Genomic DNA, 15,901 nt, shown 5'->3' with positions numbered 1-15,901 from the left:
AGTAAAATTTTAATTCAGTTAAACATATCATTTTGCGCTTCGCGCAAAATAAAAGCGAAGCAATGCTTTTGTTAAAAAGCATTGCGTAAGGATATAGCTATCCTTTAAAAAACTGAATTATACTTTAGGTGGCTGGAAAAGTGATTCCAAATATCTGGAAGTGAAGTTTACTTTATGTAAATTATATTGTTTTTTCTTTTCAAACTTTAGTCGATTGGTTAAAGCCAAATTATTGTTAGCTATAATTAACACTAAAGGGTGACAACATTGATTATGGGAATGGACTGGTGTATTCTCCTTATCTGGGTTATGATGATGCTCTCCATTTTTAGAATCGCCGTCAATGTAGTCTTCAACTACATAATCAAGGAAAGAGTCTCCATAAATTTTATGGTCTTGATAATGGGTAATTACATTTGAAATTTCTTTAATTGGACCACAAAAGTCCATATCTATGCTTATCCCTTGAAAAAAGAATAAAATAGACATTGATATGGAAACAAATATTTTCATATAATTTATACAAATATACAAATTATTGAATGCAATGGTGTTGCAAATAAATTGATTGGTAAATTACAAAAACCATAGAGCATCTTTAGCATCGTCTGGAACACCATTATTAAATCGTGGTGCTATTTGTGCTACCATTTCTGGATATTTTATAGTGATTGGAACATTTTGTTGTCGAAGTGATTTCCAATACAATCTGCTAAACTGATACACTTGTGTTAATAATTCTAACACTACATCTGCATCTTCAAAAGCATCTTCATCTGGACTGCTTATTTTTATCTTTATTGGGAATGGATAACCATCTGTATCTGAATAAAAACGGTCACTTGGATAACGTGCATTATTAAACAATAGGAATTGATTTTCGCTAATTCGTATGTATGTCCCACTAACTGGCATTAGCTTTTTATTCCAATTAAGGTCGTAAGCAATAATATCTTCTGCTTCTGTTTTATTGATATTTAGAATGTAGAGTGGAATTTTTAAGCCTAATGTATGCATCCCTCTAATAATTGGTTTTAGTTCCTCGTAACTCATTTCCTTATAAAAGTGAATCACTACTTTATCTGCTTCTGCAACCGATGTAAAATCTCTTATGGCTTTACATATACTACCTGCTAATAGGTCTGTTTCGCTTTGGTCGAAATACTCGAACTTTCTAAACAAGCCATTGTTTTGAAAACTAAAAGCACTTGCAATATACCGTCTGTTTTCGCCTTGATTGGTAAATGCACCAACACCAATTACTAATTCCTTTTTATCAGTTACTGCGAGTTTCCAAGGTGCACCACCTAATTTGGCGTGAATTGCCAACGCCATATTTTGCAATGAAAATTGGAAGTTGTATTGATTCTCGATATTGACCACCATTTTTTCATAATCTACAACTTGTGTAACAATGCCTTCGTTTAAAAAGAGTTCTTTGATTTGAATATAGATTTCTCGGTCTTCGGGATTTGGTGTATACTTATCGAAAGGACTTAAATAGAACGCTGCATAACGTACATTATCGTGGTCAAACGAAAGGTTTTCTAACTGCTCTGTTATTTCTGGTATTGGGTCGTTTTCATTTTTAAACTCTATAAAATGTTCTTTAGACGTTGAAGCCTTAATATTTACATAAGCCTCAATCCCTTTAAAATATTTTTTTTGAGAGGTAACACCAAATTTAAGGTTGTTATAAAAGGTCTTAATAGCTTCTTTATGTGAGGTATGGTACACAAAGAAAAACTTAATGTTTTGGTTGTTTGGTCTTTTGTAAGGGTTGAGGTTATTCATTGCCAATTTAGGTACTAAATGTGTTTTTTTATTACCGTATTGGTCTTTACCAAATTCCAATAAACCTACTTGTGGGTCAATGTGATTGATACGATTGAGTGGCACATCAATAAACGCATCAGTCTTAAACGGAAATATGGCTTTGAAATCTTCTGTAAATAGATAATTGGTAGCGAAATTATTAATAAGTGCTACATACTTTTGGTATTTGTTGGCTGGCCTTACAGGTTCCTCAATAGGAATATCTAATGCTCGTGCTAATGGCAAATTAAAAATTGGGTATGCTTGCTCAAACTGAATAGCATTGTAAAATTCTTCTTTTTCCTCTGTGTCGAGGTCCATTTGGTAATTGAACGTTTTTTGACCATATACACAACGCTTTATTAGCTCTGAATCCTCTATATCCTTAACCGACGTTGTAAGGACTTTTGAAGTACCATCGTATGATACAATTAACTCTGGTAAGTCTGTGAGTTTTGCAAACTGTATTTTAAATGAAAATTTATAGTAGAGGTTATAGTCTGTTGTATTCCCTTTTTTTGAAGGCATCCACACTTGTACATCACCAACGAAGTTTTTTACTACTATATAGTCTTTAGATTTAAAATAGCTTCTTAATTGGTGTTTAAGGAATTGCTTGTATATTCTTAATTCTTTACCATCTACTAAATTTAGCTTAATGTTTGGTGCATTGGGTATTTCTGTTGTAAATGTTGTAAATATCTGGTCTGTATTAGATAGGTCTGCATCTGGAAACACCTCTTTAATCTGCCTTGAAAATTTAGATTTATGGATGGGATGACTGCCTTCCATATCCTCTAAAGTTAAATAAATAGTAGGCGCACTATTAGGCCATTTAAAGTTGAGTATGTTAGTTTTGAGGTGTTCTTGCATTGGTAATGAGGTGTTTTTGGGTTTTACATATTTATTTTTTTAGTTTCAATTTAAAAGATTGCCACGTCGCTGCGCTTCTCGCAATGACAAGTATTATTTATTTTTAGGTTTACTATCTTTTGGTTTTAAATTGTTTGAAGGTCTTTTAATAGTGTTTCCTAAATCAATTTTAACTGTTTTTTGCTTGGATGAGTTGTCTTTGTTTGCCATTCTACTTTTTTTTAGGGTTGTTGTTTAATTGAGATGTAGGACGTGGAATCGATTGTCCTTTTTGACTCTGACTGTTTGTCTTTGGTTGTTGCCTGTTTTGAGGTTTCGACTTTGGTGTCGAGTTGCTTTTCTTTGCCATAATGAATGTTTATTGATACGTAAATTATAATTAAAAATAGACCTATTCCTAAAAGGTATATAGACGTTTTATTAAGATTGTCAATTTTCTTATTTCTCTTATGCAAATTAACTTGATAGGTTGAATAATTGATTTTATAGTCTAATATTCCATCAATTTCGTCGATTGAAGCATCTGTTGATTTACTGGATTGATAATGACTGATAAGATTAATAAAAAGTGTTGTTATCAAGAGTGTCCAGCCAATTGCAATGATGATTACGCAAATAGAATTTTCGACAGGTACTATTTTATCGTGAAAAGTCAATGTGAGTCCTAAAGCACCAGATGAAATAAACGTAATGGCTTTTTCAAATAAATCGTCACTTTTTGATTTTTGAATATAAAGTGCATTACGATACTCTTCCCAACCTTCAAGCTGTTTGGGTGTGAATTTTACAATTTCCTTTTTATTTTCTTTCATTACTAACTATTTTCTACAATATCTCGTTCTTCCTCTGTTAAGCCATATAAATCGTACACCATAGTATCAATTGTTTTTTCTGTTTGGGTGATTTGGGTTTGTAACTCTTGGGCTTTTTTCTTGTTATCCTCGAAGAGTTCTAACCACTCAAACTCGTCTTTTTTGGTAAGCGGTGTGCCACCTGCTTTTTTAATGGCTTTGTTGAGTTCTTTTATAAAGTCTGCAAAGTCTAACTCGTGCCAGTTTTCAAGTTTTCCTGATAACTTTTCTAAATTAAATTTGATACAGAAATATTTTCTAAAGGAATCTTGGACCTTATTACTACTATCATTTAGTTCAATTAGATTATTGCTTAATTTCGATAATTCGGAACCAATATCTTTAAACTTGTTGGAAATTGGTATGGTTGTTATTTTATCTCTTCTAAAATCATAAAAACCACCTTGTAATGTTGTACAAACATTCTTTAAATAGAAATACACCAATTTGGAATTTAAAAGAGCTAATAATGCTTTAGAATCTGTTGAGATAAAAAAGTTATTGTCCAACAAGAAAACTTCTCCTTTTTCATCAAAATAAAAATTACCTCTATTGTTAATTCTTGGATAGATTATTTTTGGTTGTTGCATTTCTTCATAGTATGCACACGCTCTTAAATTCCAATAATTTTCGCCTTGGTCATATCTTTTTATTAAAGCATCCTTGTAGTTATCTAACTCTTCTTGGATATCAGGATATAGATTTGGTATATCATCATCATACCCAGTAAACAACAAGTATTTATCTTGAAAATTAAAATGATTTCTTTTTACTTCTTTTCCTGTTGCTAAAACTTTAATTCTTTCAGCATTTTTAGAGTTTTTAGCTATTAATTCTTTTCGCTTTTCTCCATCAACTATAAACGCTTCATTTCTGCCAGTTGTTAAACCTCTATAAATTTTCTTGTTGACATATTTACCTAATTCAATGGAATCGTTTGCTAATTTGTTTAATATTTCAAATGAAGTTACATCAATAAAGTTCCACATATCTTCAGTTAATGATTCATAAGGAACAATAACTTTATTAGTTTCAAGCGTATTTATGGGGTCAGAGCTACTTGTTCTTTTATTGATCTCAGAATACACAAACGACTTTTTGTTATCTTCTTTATTATTGTTTAAGACATAGATAATTGGATAGGTAGTAGCATCTGCAAAAACAGGGTAATCATCAAAATCAAAAAGTAATTCTAAATTGGATTCTTCCTTAATCACTTTTCGTATTTGTTTACCATAAGTGGCTTTTAAAAACTTGTTTGGTAAAATGAATGAAAATAGTCCTCTTTCATTCATTAAATTAATCCCTTTTTCAATAAAATAAGTGTATAAATCGGCAATACTATTATAGCATTTATAATGCTTTTCTAAATATGGTTTAATATCCTTAAACAATTCTTGTCTAACATAAGGCGGATTCCCAATAATCACATCAAAACCACCTTTATCAAAAATCTGTGGAAATTCTTGTTGCCAATTAAAGGCTTTATCTCCTGCTACGTTTTTGCTATCAATTAATGAGTTACCACATTTAATATTGTTGCTTAAATCGTTTAGTTTTCGTCGTGGTTGTGCGGTACGTAACCAAAGCGATAGTTTAGCAATTTCTACAGATTCTTCGTTAAGGTCAACCCCATAAATATTGTTTTCTAAAATGGTGTTTTCTATATCGCTTAATATAAGGCCACCACCCAATACTTTTGCTTTTAGCTCATCGATGTAACGGTGTTCTTTAATAAGAAAATCTAATGCTTGGTTTAAGAATGCTCCAGAGCCACAAGCTGGGTCGCATATAGTGATTTGTAGTAACCACGCTCTGTAATTATCTAAAACCTCTAATAATTGCTTTTTGGTGTTTTGGTGTGTCCCCTTTTTTATTTCGAAATATGCTTCTTCCTTAAAACCTAATTGGTCTTTTTTCTCTTGGCAAAGTTTACCAACGGTATTTTCTACAATGTATTTGGTAATGTATTTTGGTGTGTAGAACACGCCATCTTTTTTACGCTTGCTCTTTTGCTTATCGAACTCGCCACCTTCAATTTCGGCATTAACACTTTCTATTTCGTTAAGTGAGTTTTCAAAGATGTGCCCTAAAATATTGACATCTACTTGACTGCTAAAATCGTATTTAGCGAGTTTATAAGTGTGTTTGTACAGCAAATCATCATCAATCTCTAAACTATCGAGAATGGCATCCGGTTTAAACAATCCGCCATTGTAGGCATATATTTCGGCTCTTGAGGTTGTGCCTTTTCTGCCTTGGTCGAGAAAGTGAAAGTATTGTTTGAACAATCCATATAATGGACGTTCGTCACCAAAATCGATATCGGCTTTCCACTTGTCGAGAATTTGGATGGTTGAGTTTGGTGGTAAGAGGTCTCTATCTTCGGCAAAGAAAATGAACAGAAAACGGTCTATGAGTTTCTGTGATTTTTTGAATAGGGATAATTTTACGTTTTTTTCGAGTGCTTTATTCTCATTCGCGTTGTTCTCTTCAAGAGATTGCCGCGCTTCGCTCGCAATGACAGCATCCATTTTAATGCGTTTGGCATTTCGTTTTACGAGGTCTCTAAAGAGTTCGCGTTTAAATACGGAATAGTCGTTGTAAAACTGTTTGGTAATCTTGTCTTCTTCAACTAAAGATGCTTCTTTTATAGTTAGCGGTAGATTGTTAAGAATGTTATCCTTTTGTAAGCACAGGTACATTAAAGCAAATTCTTCGGGTGCTAATTGAAAGAGATTGAACTCCAAAAACTCGGTAGCGTCGTTGATGTAAAACCTCAACTTCTCAAAATTGGATGTAATGACATACACACAGCCTTTTTGATTGGCTTTATAATCGAACGCCTGTTTACGGATGCTTTCTAAATCTTTGGTATTGGTTCCCTTTAGTTCAATTACGCCAATTGCTTTAGCTTCCTTTAAAATAGCTCCATCTGCTTTACCTGCGCCTTTTTGGTTTTTAAACTCGGTAGTGATATTAAAATCAGGCTTTGGATTTAGCGTATAACCCAAGACATTGACAAACAGCTCATCCAGAAACTTTGCCTGGTACTGTTCTTCTTTAGAGTTTTTAATATTCTCTTGAATGGTAGCATTGTGAAAATACTTGGTATATTTTTTATAGGCACGCTCTACAACTGAATTATCTTGTTGCGCCAGATATGTTTTTATTACTGATGTTTGAAATAATGCCATTTAAAGCTGCTGGTTTTTGTTGGTTAAGTTCTTAATTTCTTCTTCTACTTTTTTGAGGATTTCCGTACTGTTGGATTCATCTTTAAGCATATTGACAATTTTATCAGCCATCCAAAACTTTAGTAAATCACTTTCACTTTTGTTTAATGCCTTTGCTAAATCTTCCACCTGTTCCTTTCGGGCCATACGTGTACCACGTTCAATTTTACTTAATAAGGCGGTATCAATGTTCATTTGAGAGGCAACCTCACGCAGTAATAGTTGCTTTTCTTCCCTTAACTTCCTTATATAATTACCAAATGTCATTTTAGAGATATTTTGACTTGTCAATATTTGTCTAATTTAAGAAAAGGAAACAAAAGGAAAGTAAAAAGATATAAACAGTTATTAACAGGTAATGAGGAAGTTGAGGATTTGAGGAAATCCATTTAATCATATCCTTAAATCCTCGAAATCCTTAACTATATCTTTGCAGGATTTGAATAGTTGTTGTGGGCTTCTCTGTGTATTAATCCTGCATCAACAAATTTAGTCATATAGCCTTCTGCGGTTTTGTGTGGGATGCTCTGATTTGTAGCTAAATCTAAATACTCCTGTCTGTTAAATTGCTTTGGTAAACTCTCTAAAAAGCGTTCTTTTCTATTTAAACGTTTTGTTGCTTTTTGCTCAATAGGTAAATCATTAAAGACTTTACTACTGTGCTTCACTAAAATTGAAATTATGGTTAGTGCGTTTTCAAAATCTATATCCTCACATTCTTTAGTTGTGTTTACATCGCCATCTTCCATAATGCGAAAGGCTGTAAATAGCATCATTATCCTAAACGCAATTAAACCTAAACGTCTTATTGTTGCAATGTACTCTTCGGGTTGTAGGTTGATGTATTTGGTCTGTAAAGATTCAAAAAACGTATTGAATTGCTGTTGTTGGGTTGTAGTTAACCGTATTTCAATCTCTGGATTGTTTTTCAGGGTTTTGTACAGTTCTAAAAACTCGCTACCCAATTGGTTGTAGTAATCGTCTAAACCTACTTTATTGCTATTTTGAAACACGTTTTTCCAAGTTGGTTTGATATTCATATAGTAGAACATAAAGCGACTGAACAAGCCATTTTCGGCATTGGGTATTAAGGTTGCCACTTGTTTTGGTGTCCCTGATAATACTGTTGATAAACACGGTTTCTCAATATCTACATATTCTCTATCGGTTCTACGATAATAGCTTATGGTTTCGTGATGAAAGGCTTTACGAAATCCATCGGAATAATTACCATAATCGCTTTTAAAGGCTTGTGCTAATGTATCTCCTTCGGTTTCAAAAATTAATCCTCTACCATCATTATCAGAAATTAATTGATATACGCCTGTTACACTATTGTTAGCAGGAATAAACAGCATTCGTTCTGGTGGTTTACTCGGTTTTTCCAAGTTTTCATCTTTGCCTTTGTTCATATTGTAAGTAGCAGTTTCTGCTTGAAATTGCTGTTTTAATACTTTGGCTTGTTCCCGTTTTAACTTGTGAACAGGTTCTACCAAATTTTTAATTTGGTTAAGTCTTCCTTTACCTGCAGATGCAGGTGCTGTAACAAATAGATATAAATTACAAAACACTTTACGTTGGTCATAGATTCCGAAGAGTTTAGGAAAGCACGCACTAAATGCTGTTAATGCGCCTAATAACAAAATGTCCTTTTCCTCTTGACTGCTCGCTGGATTTACAACTTGTTGTAAAAACTGCGGTAAGGTATTAAATACCTCATCCGGTATTGTTGGCATTGCTTGGTTGGGTGTATCAACAATAGTTGCAACGTTTGTTGCAACTTCGTTGTTGTACTGTTGTTTGGTCGGTTTGATACCTGATTGATGTGCGTTATGGTAAAAGGTAGCAATAGTAATTCCGTGTCCTTTTGCATTTAAGCATTTGTTGAATTGTTCATCACATTCTTTTGAATCATAGCCCGCATAGTTTTTGCTTATTCGGTGGAAATAATCTCTTCCTGTTTCTCCATATTCTTCAGCTAAAGCAAAACCTAAATCTCTCCAAGTTGCATAGTTTCCTGTTATGTCCAAACCTGATTGCTCGATTGCTGAAATGTAGGATTCAATGTCGTTATCAGCAACAGCAACAACATTAGTTGTTGCCGTGTTGCTTTTTGGTTGAGGTTGCTCTTTAGGAACTTCTAACCAATCTTTTGGGTTAAATATTTTTGTCATAATGCTTGATGTCTTTTATGTAGAAAGGCTGTTGGGTCATATGGTAAAAAACACGCTCTGGAAACGTCTTTACCTGACTGGTCAACCTCAATGTTATAATTGTGTTTAATGTAATTTGCTACTGCTGTGAAATATTCTGAATGTGATACTTCTGAAACATCTATTCTAATAATCCATTTTAAACCATCACCAGATGGTGATATGAATAGCATTTCGGTTTCAAAATATTCATCATTTAAGAGCTGTGTTCTTAACTCTTGTAGATTCTCTAAATGGTCAAAATCAATGGTTAATAAATTAGAATGCTTTAGCAAATTTTTATCGCCTCGTTTTTCAAATATTCCTGAAAGTGTTACGTAATCAAAGCGATTTGCTTTGAATTTACGTGCTTCTTTTACATTGGTAATTGCTCTTAATTCTTCAGTAATCCTTTTGTATTTATCACTTGTGATTAATGCAAATATTTGATGCAGTCGCAATGTTTCCGCAGGAAATACATTACGAACAGGTGCTTTGAAAAAGCTACAGTAAGCATACCAGGTATCGTCTGGTTCGTTTAACCATTCTAACTCGTCATTTTCTTTGATTTCTAAATTCAGATGTACTGCTTCATTTATTTTCTGCAATAAATCAGCTTCATCAATAGTTTTAAAATGATATTTGGCAAATTCAAATACATCACCGTTAAAGGTTTTTAGTTCGGTATCTCTATGGGTTGCAATCACTCCATCAATATGAATCCGTAAAGTTTCTTTTCCACCATTAAATGGGTTACGAGTTATCCCGCAGTCCCTTACTTTTACGGAAAGGACTGTTGTATCAGGATAATACTGTCTTAACACATAGGCATAAATCTTTAAGCCATAATGTGTTTTGTCTAAAATTGCTTCTCTACTTATTTCCATCTTGCTTGAAATTATGGTTGTAGTAGTTATCTTGAAGCAATTGCTCTATGTCAGCAACTCTATAGTAAAATTTACCTTTTACTTTGCTGTAAGGCAAAGTGCCATTGGTTCTTAAAGTTTGCAACGTACGCTTACTAATATGTAAAGTCTGCAATACATCTTGATTGTCTATCCACGTATCCTTTAATACTTCTGCTCTCGATTGTCGCAACAATTCGATACGTGCTTTTAAGTCCTTGATATCTTGCGAGAGTGCCAAGATTAAATCGATTATTTCAGTCATAACTTCACCGCTCCTTTCTTAATTAGGTAATCGGCAGCTTGCTGTTCGATTTCATCTTGTGAATCAACACGGTTACTTAATAACCATTCTTCTAATTCGACTCTGTTAAAATAAATTTTCTTTCCATTCGGTTTATAATGTGGAATGGTTCCTGTACTTGTAAGTTTGTATAAATGGGATTGTGATAATTCCAAAAACTTACACGCTTCGTTGAAGCTCAATACGTTTTTTACAATAATGTTTCTGTCTAAAACGTGCTGTTCAATAATTTTGAGACGTTCTAATATTTCGTCCATAACTAATAAAATTTTAGTTTATAGTAAATGGACATCTGGCCAAATGTCATTCTTGGTTTTCAAGAACAGGACAAAGGTTCAAAATTGGCTTCTCGATTTTAGTAAGAGTGTAAAACAAGGGTAAGACAACAGTAAGGTTTCTTACTATTCTTACTGTTTTTTATTGCAGTTGTTGGATAATTTTATCTATTTCTTCCTTTTCTTTTGGGTTATGAACTTTGTTTTTGTGAAGATTATTAGCCTTTAATAGCGTACCTGTTTTGGTAACAAATTTTCCAGAACGTTCTATTGCCGTAGGATTGAAATAAATAAAAAATGGTTTAAGTTTTGTTACAAGGTAACTAAACTGTGTCGTCTCGCATTGAAGATAAATTTGCGATTCTGTATTTGTGAAATCTTTTGCTAATAAGAGTTCGTGCAACTGTTCTACAGTTGTACGGTTATCTAACAAATCTATTTTTAGATTTACCAGTTTGAGCACAGTTAGCAAAGTTGAAGTGTCATTACTTTTATATCCGAAAGAAGTCTTTGGTTTTGCTTTCGTTTTTGATGTTTTTTTGGTAGCAACTTTTTTAGTGGTGCTCTTTTCTATCACATTAACATCAAAAGTTTCATCATTAAAGTATTTTTCTGCAATTTCTGAAATAGAAAATGTTGTGTTTTCTGAAAACTGACCGTATTGCTCTTGTAGTTCAGCATACAATCTTATAGCAGACACTTTTAAGTAGTTTATGATATAATTATCATCATTATTTAAATCTGCTGTTATTACTCTTTTATTGATATAAGCTGCAATGTCATTTAAGTACTTATCAAATTTATTAAGTAGAATGGTATAGCTGTATTTATTTTCTGGTGTGGTTGTATTTTTGGGAAATTCCTTTACAAATGATGCTACTGTATTTTCTGTTTCATTAAATATTAGCTTTTGGTAGTATTCTTTTTTCGCATTTAAAGGCTTTTTAAAGTTTACTTTAAAAACTGCGTTATTAGCTTTTGGATTCAAATTAAAATCAGACAATAAGTATTTAAAATCCTTTTTTTGTCTATTATCTCTATGTAAGCCATTGGTTATAGAAACCAAACTTGAAAATACACTTCCTTTCATTATAAATCCAGTTGAATACGGTTAGCAGCTTCTTTCTTTTTATCGTCAATTACTTTAGCATATATCTGTGTAGTGCGTAATTCTTTATGACCTAATAATTTTGATACTGTATATATGTCTGTACCCAATGTTAATTGTAAGGTAGCGTAGGTATGGCGCGCGCAATGGAAGGTTATATTTTTAGTAATACCTGCTTTCATCATCCATTGTTGTAGCTTTAAGTTAGACCAGGCACTATAATGTAAGCCATCAAACACTTTATCATCTGGATTACCTTTTTCTCCTAATAGATTTCTTGCTTGGTCTGATATTGGTAAGGTTTCAACACCTTTAGTTTTCTTTTGTCTAAACCTGATATAATATCCCATTTCTTTAGAGTGCTGGATTTCTGACCATATTAGTTTTTCAATATCTGACCAACGTAATCCGGTTAAAGCTGAAAAAATAAAAGCATTCTTTAAAATAGGCAGTTCACATTCTGTATTAACTACTTTTTGTAATTCATCAAGCGTTAAAAATTCTCGTTGAGGTTCGCCTTGTTTGAAGTATTCAACACCATTTGCAGGATTTACTTTTAAAATACCATCCTTGACCGCCTGTTTTAATGCTGCTGAAAATTTTCCGAAATATGAATATTTTGAATTTTGAGACAGTTTTTTACCTGCTCTACTTATTGCATCTTTATCTAAATACTCTTTGAAACGCTCAACAAATGATTTGTCTATGTCTTGAAAACTAACATCAGTTGGACAAAACTTTTTTAAATGTTTTAGCATACTATTCCAATTTCCATAGTTGCCAGAGCTTGTATTTTTCTTTTCTGCTAAAGCTGTGATGTAAGTAATAAAACTGCCTTTTAGCTTTTCAATATCTTGAAAGCCATAAATACCGTTTTGAATTTCAATCTGTCGTTGTGCACAAATAGTTTCTGCAAGTTGCTTCGTTTTCCTATTTACCTCTCTTTCCGTTTTGGTTTTAGGATTTGGTGTAAGGTATAAGCGTAAGTATTCGGTTTTACGTTTACCTTTATGATAGTAATCTAAATACAGGCTTATTTTGTCGTTCTTCTTGCGTTGTCTTAATGTTACTTTCATAATGGAATTAATTAAAGAGGTTTTCTATTTGCCATCTGGCCACAATACGCTTTCTACCAAAAGGAACTGCTTTTAAACGTCCTTGTTGAATCATTCTTTGAATGGTCCATCTACTCACACCAATAAGTTGTGAGGCTTCTGTAACGCTTAAAAAATCTTTGTTATTTACAGCATTAGGATTGTAAACTTCAACAACTTGTTTTTGCTGTTGCATATCTTCAGTAAGAGTAGCTTGGATTTTTTCTTGACGCTTGCGAGCCTTATATGCCCTTTTTGCACAAGTATCACCACAGTATTTAGTAACTGTTGTGCGTGCTGTAAACGCATTACCGCAATGCTTACAAGTTTTAGGAATGAATAAATTACTGCTCATAAATGGTGCTTTATGTAGCGTAATGGTGCAACGTGGTGCGTTATGGTGCATCATTTCGCCTTTATTTTCGCCAACAGATTTGGGCAACAAATCCATATTTAAGGCAACAGATACACAACAAATTTAATCAAAAAAGAGTAAATAAGCAACAAATAAAAGAAGATAAAACACTATAAAACCAACAATAACAAAGGATTAACAAATAAAAGAAAGTAAGTTACTTCCCGATGCAGAAATTAGCAAAAATATTCCCAAGCAACTCATCGTTAGTAACTTGGCCCGTAATTTCCCCAAAATAATGCAGGGCTTGGCGAATATCTATAGCCATAAGATCGCCCGACAAGCCAGATTCCAAACCGTATTTAACTTTCTGAATTTCTTCTAAACCTTTAATAAGCGCATCGTAGTGCCTAGAGTTGGTTACAATGGTTTCGTTGTTTCTCAAGGCGCCTGTATTCACAAAATTGGTTAAAATCAATTTAAGCTCTTCCACACCTTTTCCGGTTTTGGCAGACAACAATTCCATGTTGGGAAGCTCTGCTTTAAGCTGTTGCAGCTCGGCAGCGTTAATCTGGTCTACCTTATTGGCTATGACCACCAAGGGCTTTTGGGGGTACTTGTTTTTTATTTTCTCTATTTCAACCTTAATGCCTTCTAAAGAGGCCTTTTTTGCAAAAACAGCTTCGGCATCAAACAAGTAAACCACTACTTGCGATTGGGCTATTTTCTCAAAGGTTTTTTGAATACCAATGCTCTCCACCACATCTTTAGTCTCCCGAATACCTGCGGTATCTATAAACCTGAAACCAATCCCGCCTATCGAAATTTCATCTTCTATCGTATCACGTGTGGTTCCTGCTATATCGCTAACAATGGCACGTTCCTCGTTTAAAAGCGCATTTAACAAGGTCGATTTTCCAACGTTGGGCTCCCCTACTATAGCAACAGGAATCCCGTTTTTAATCACATTCCCCACAGCAAACGAATCGATAAGACGTTTTAACACAAACGTGATTCTATCAATAAGTTCCTTAAATTGCGTTCTATCGGCAAACTCCACATCCTCTTCGGCAAAATCCAATTCCAACTCAATTAAAGACGCAAAATTTAAAAGTTCCTCGCGTAGCTTAGCAATTTCCGAAGAAAACCCACCACGCATCTGCTGCATGGCTATTTGGTGCGACGCTTCATTATCACTAGCAATCAAATCGGCCACAGCTTCTGCCTGGCTTAAGTCTAATTTCCCGTTTAGAAACGCCCGTAAGGTAAACTCGCCCGCATTGGCCATGCGGCACCCGTTTCTAAGAAACAGCTGTAAAATTTCTTGCTGAATGTAAGGCGACCCGTGACAGCTAATTTCCACCACATCTTCACCTGTGTACGATTGCGGATCTCTAAAAACCGATACCAGCACCTCATCCAAAGTTCGCTCGCCGTCTACAATATGCCCCAAATGAATGGTGTGCGTTTTTTGTTCGGTGAGGCATTTAGCATGCACCGACTTAAAAAGCTTTGCGCTTATTGTAATTGCCAATTTACCAGAAACCCTTAAAACAGCAATAGCACCAGCACCCGAAGGTGTTGCCAAGGCAATAATAGTGTCGTTGTTTACCATACTACAAAAGTACTAAATTACACACAGAACATTGAACATATCTTAACAGATATAGTAGGATTAATCTATTATATTTGCATCTATAACGATAAAACGAAAAAATAAACATGTTGAAAAGAATCTTTTACATCAGTATTCTAACCTTACTCATTACGGCTTGTAAAAACGAACCTAAAATAGATGGCTTTGCCATTAATGCTACCATTGATGCCGCTGCCAACGGAAAAAAAGTAACACTTTATGCTGCCGATCCGCAAAACCAAACAGTATTAGATACCGCTAGAGTAGCCAATGGCCAAGTAACCTTAAAAGGAAAAGTAACGCATCCAGACCTCTATCTTTTAACCATTGAAGGCCAAAACGAAAGATTTCCCCTAATGGTAGAAAATTCGCTTATGGAGCTAGAAATTAATAACGACAGCCTAATGGGCTCTACAATAACCGGGAGCACGGAAAACAAAATCTTCGATACGTTTAAAAGCAACCTCAACCCTATTCGTGAGAAAAACAAAACGCTAATGGCGGCGTACAGAACCGCTAGCCAAGAAAAAGACACCGCTACTATGGAGGCCTTAAGAACAGAGTTTGAGGATTTTGTACAGGAAATCAACAATAAAAACCTAGAAATTGCCAAAGCCAATAACAATCTGGTTGTTAGCGCCATGGTATTGGAAAGCTTATCCAACTCGAACGCCGTTAAAATAGCCGAAGCAAAAGCTATTTACGACACCTTTACTGAAACGGTTAAAACCAGCCCTATAGGAACACGTCTAGGCGAACGCCTAAACAACGAGTTGGCCACTGCCGAAGGCAGCATTGCCCCAAACTTTAGCGCCCCTAACCCAGAAGGCGAAATGGTAGCGCTAAACGATATTAAAGGCAAAGTAACCATTATCGATTTTTGGGCAGCTTGGTGTGGTCCTTGTAGAAAAGAAAACCCAAACGTGGTAAAAGTTTATAACAAATACCACGAAAAAGGATTGGAAATCATCGGTGTATCATTAGATGGTACCCCAAGACAAAAAGATGCTAAAGCCGCTTGGACCGAGGCCATTGAAAAAGATGGATTAACCTGGCACCAAGTTTCTAACCTAAAGTATTTTAACGGCCCAGTAGCCCAACAATACAACATTAGAGCCATTCCCGCAACCTTTATTTTAGATGCTGAAGGGAAAATTGTAGCTAAAAACCTAAGAGGAAAAGCCTTAGAAGACAAAATAGCCGAAATGCTTGACTAATTTGTTATACAGCTATAAATAAAAAGCCCGCTTTAACTAG

The 15,901-nt window shown here is 34.3% G+C and carries 14 protein-coding genes; 1 reads left to right on the top strand and 13 read right to left on the bottom strand.

Going from position 1 to position 15,901, the window contains the following annotated elements:
- Nucleotides 1-117: 117 nt before the first annotated feature.
- The 13 genes from IA57_RS10430 to mnmE all read right to left on the bottom strand — a co-directional run bounded on the left by IA57_RS10430 (nucleotide 118) and on the right by mnmE (nucleotide 14,623).
- Nucleotides 118-513: a hypothetical protein gene (locus IA57_RS10430; protein ID WP_223878838.1), complete on the bottom strand. Its 396-nt coding sequence runs from the start codon at nucleotides 511-513 to the stop codon at nucleotides 118-120.
- 63 nt (nucleotides 514-576) lie between these two features.
- On the bottom strand, nucleotides 577-2,688 hold the full coding sequence (locus tag IA57_RS10425) for a Piwi domain-containing protein (protein ID WP_084176749.1): 2,112 nt from the start codon (nucleotides 2,686-2,688) through the stop codon (nucleotides 577-579).
- 221 nt (nucleotides 2,689-2,909) lie between these two features.
- Entirely contained in the window at nucleotides 2,910-3,500 is a 591-nt protein-coding gene (locus tag IA57_RS10420; protein ID WP_036122953.1) for a hypothetical protein, read from the bottom strand.
- A gap of 2 nt (nucleotides 3,501-3,502) precedes the next feature.
- Nucleotides 3,503-6,736, bottom strand: a complete 3,234-nt coding sequence (locus tag IA57_RS10415) for an Eco57I restriction-modification methylase domain-containing protein (protein WP_036122951.1) — start codon at nucleotides 6,734-6,736, stop codon at nucleotides 3,503-3,505.
- A complete protein-coding gene (locus tag IA57_RS10410; RefSeq protein WP_036122948.1) occupies nucleotides 6,737-7,042 on the bottom strand; it encodes a helix-turn-helix domain-containing protein in 306 nt (101 codons plus the stop codon).
- Between the two features lie 155 nt (nucleotides 7,043-7,197).
- Nucleotides 7,198-8,949, bottom strand: coding sequence for a DUF3987 domain-containing protein (locus IA57_RS10405; protein WP_036122945.1), 1,752 nt, complete (start codon nucleotides 8,947-8,949; stop codon nucleotides 7,198-7,200).
- The gene (locus IA57_RS10400) at nucleotides 8,946-9,854 is read right to left on the bottom strand and encodes a BT4734/BF3469 family protein (protein WP_036122943.1); all 909 of its coding nucleotides are present in this window, start codon (nucleotides 9,852-9,854) and stop codon (nucleotides 8,946-8,948) included. The genes IA57_RS10405 and IA57_RS10400 overlap by 4 nt, the downstream gene beginning before the upstream one ends.
- Entirely contained in the window at nucleotides 9,841-10,137 is a 297-nt protein-coding gene (locus IA57_RS10395; protein ID WP_027879784.1) for a helix-turn-helix domain-containing protein, read from the bottom strand. Before IA57_RS10395 ends, IA57_RS10400 begins: the two co-directional genes overlap by 14 nt.
- Nucleotides 10,134-10,433, bottom strand: coding sequence for a helix-turn-helix domain-containing protein (locus tag IA57_RS10390; protein ID WP_036122936.1), 300 nt, complete (start codon nucleotides 10,431-10,433; stop codon nucleotides 10,134-10,136). The genes IA57_RS10395 and IA57_RS10390 overlap by 4 nt, the downstream gene beginning before the upstream one ends.
- 160 nt (nucleotides 10,434-10,593) lie before the next feature.
- Nucleotides 10,594-11,541, bottom strand: coding sequence for a DUF6617 family protein (locus tag IA57_RS10385; protein WP_036122933.1), 948 nt, complete (start codon nucleotides 11,539-11,541; stop codon nucleotides 10,594-10,596).
- Complete coding sequence (locus IA57_RS10380; RefSeq protein WP_036122932.1) at nucleotides 11,541-12,635, bottom strand: site-specific integrase; 1,095 nt, start codon at nucleotides 12,633-12,635, stop codon at nucleotides 11,541-11,543. Before IA57_RS10380 ends, IA57_RS10385 begins: the two co-directional genes overlap by 1 nt.
- A gap of 7 nt (nucleotides 12,636-12,642) precedes the next feature.
- Entirely contained in the window at nucleotides 12,643-13,104 is a 462-nt protein-coding gene (locus tag IA57_RS10375) for a helix-turn-helix domain-containing protein (protein WP_229730290.1), read from the bottom strand.
- 121 nt (nucleotides 13,105-13,225) lie between these two features.
- Nucleotides 13,226-14,623 (bottom strand): tRNA uridine-5-carboxymethylaminomethyl(34) synthesis GTPase MnmE, encoded by a 1,398-nt coding sequence (mnmE, locus tag IA57_RS10370; protein ID WP_036122930.1) that lies wholly within the window; start codon nucleotides 14,621-14,623, stop codon nucleotides 13,226-13,228.
- A gap of 107 nt (nucleotides 14,624-14,730) precedes the next feature.
- Here mnmE and IA57_RS10365 point away from each other — a divergent pair, with 107 nt between their 5' ends.
- Nucleotides 14,731-15,861, top strand: a complete 1,131-nt coding sequence (locus IA57_RS10365) for a TlpA disulfide reductase family protein (RefSeq protein ID WP_051881038.1) — start codon at nucleotides 14,731-14,733, stop codon at nucleotides 15,859-15,861.
- Nucleotides 15,862-15,901 lie beyond the last annotated feature (40 nt).

The sequence above is a fragment of the Mangrovimonas yunxiaonensis genome, assembly GCF_000733475.1.
GTDB lineage: Bacteria > Bacteroidota > Bacteroidia > Flavobacteriales > Flavobacteriaceae > Mangrovimonas > Mangrovimonas yunxiaonensis.
This window is presented reverse-complemented; position numbering and strand designations above follow the sequence as displayed.

Excerpts from the sequence above, each read along its gene's own strand:
- IA57_RS10430 (WP_223878838.1), bottom strand. The coding sequence starts at position 513 with ATGAAAATATTTGTTTCCATATCAATGTCTATTTTATTCTTTTTTCAA.
- IA57_RS10425 (WP_084176749.1), bottom strand. The coding sequence starts at position 2,688 with ATGCAAGAACACCTCAAAACTAACATACTCAACTTTAAATGGCCTAAT.
- IA57_RS10420 (WP_036122953.1), bottom strand. The coding sequence starts at position 3,500 with ATGAAAGAAAATAAAAAGGAAATTGTAAAATTCACACCCAAACAGCTT.
- IA57_RS10415 (WP_036122951.1), bottom strand. The coding sequence starts at position 6,736 with ATGGCATTATTTCAAACATCAGTAATAAAAACATATCTGGCGCAACAA.
- IA57_RS10410 (WP_036122948.1), bottom strand. The coding sequence starts at position 7,042 with ATGACATTTGGTAATTATATAAGGAAGTTAAGGGAAGAAAAGCAACTA.
- IA57_RS10405 (WP_036122945.1), bottom strand. The coding sequence starts at position 8,949 with ATGACAAAAATATTTAACCCAAAAGATTGGTTAGAAGTTCCTAAAGAG.
- IA57_RS10400 (WP_036122943.1), bottom strand. The coding sequence starts at position 9,854 with ATGGAAATAAGTAGAGAAGCAATTTTAGACAAAACACATTATGGCTTA.
- IA57_RS10395 (WP_027879784.1), bottom strand. The coding sequence starts at position 10,137 with ATGACTGAAATAATCGATTTAATCTTGGCACTCTCGCAAGATATCAAG.
- IA57_RS10390 (WP_036122936.1), bottom strand. The coding sequence starts at position 10,433 with ATGGACGAAATATTAGAACGTCTCAAAATTATTGAACAGCACGTTTTA.
- IA57_RS10385 (WP_036122933.1), bottom strand. The coding sequence starts at position 11,541 with ATGAAAGGAAGTGTATTTTCAAGTTTGGTTTCTATAACCAATGGCTTA.
- IA57_RS10380 (WP_036122932.1), bottom strand. The coding sequence starts at position 12,635 with ATGAAAGTAACATTAAGACAACGCAAGAAGAACGACAAAATAAGCCTG.
- IA57_RS10375 (WP_229730290.1), bottom strand. The coding sequence starts at position 13,104 with ATGGATTTGTTGCCCAAATCTGTTGGCGAAAATAAAGGCGAAATGATG.
- mnmE (WP_036122930.1), bottom strand. The coding sequence starts at position 14,623 with ATGGTAAACAACGACACTATTATTGCCTTGGCAACACCTTCGGGTGCT.
- IA57_RS10365 (WP_051881038.1), top strand. The coding sequence starts at position 14,731 with ATGTTGAAAAGAATCTTTTACATCAGTATTCTAACCTTACTCATTACG.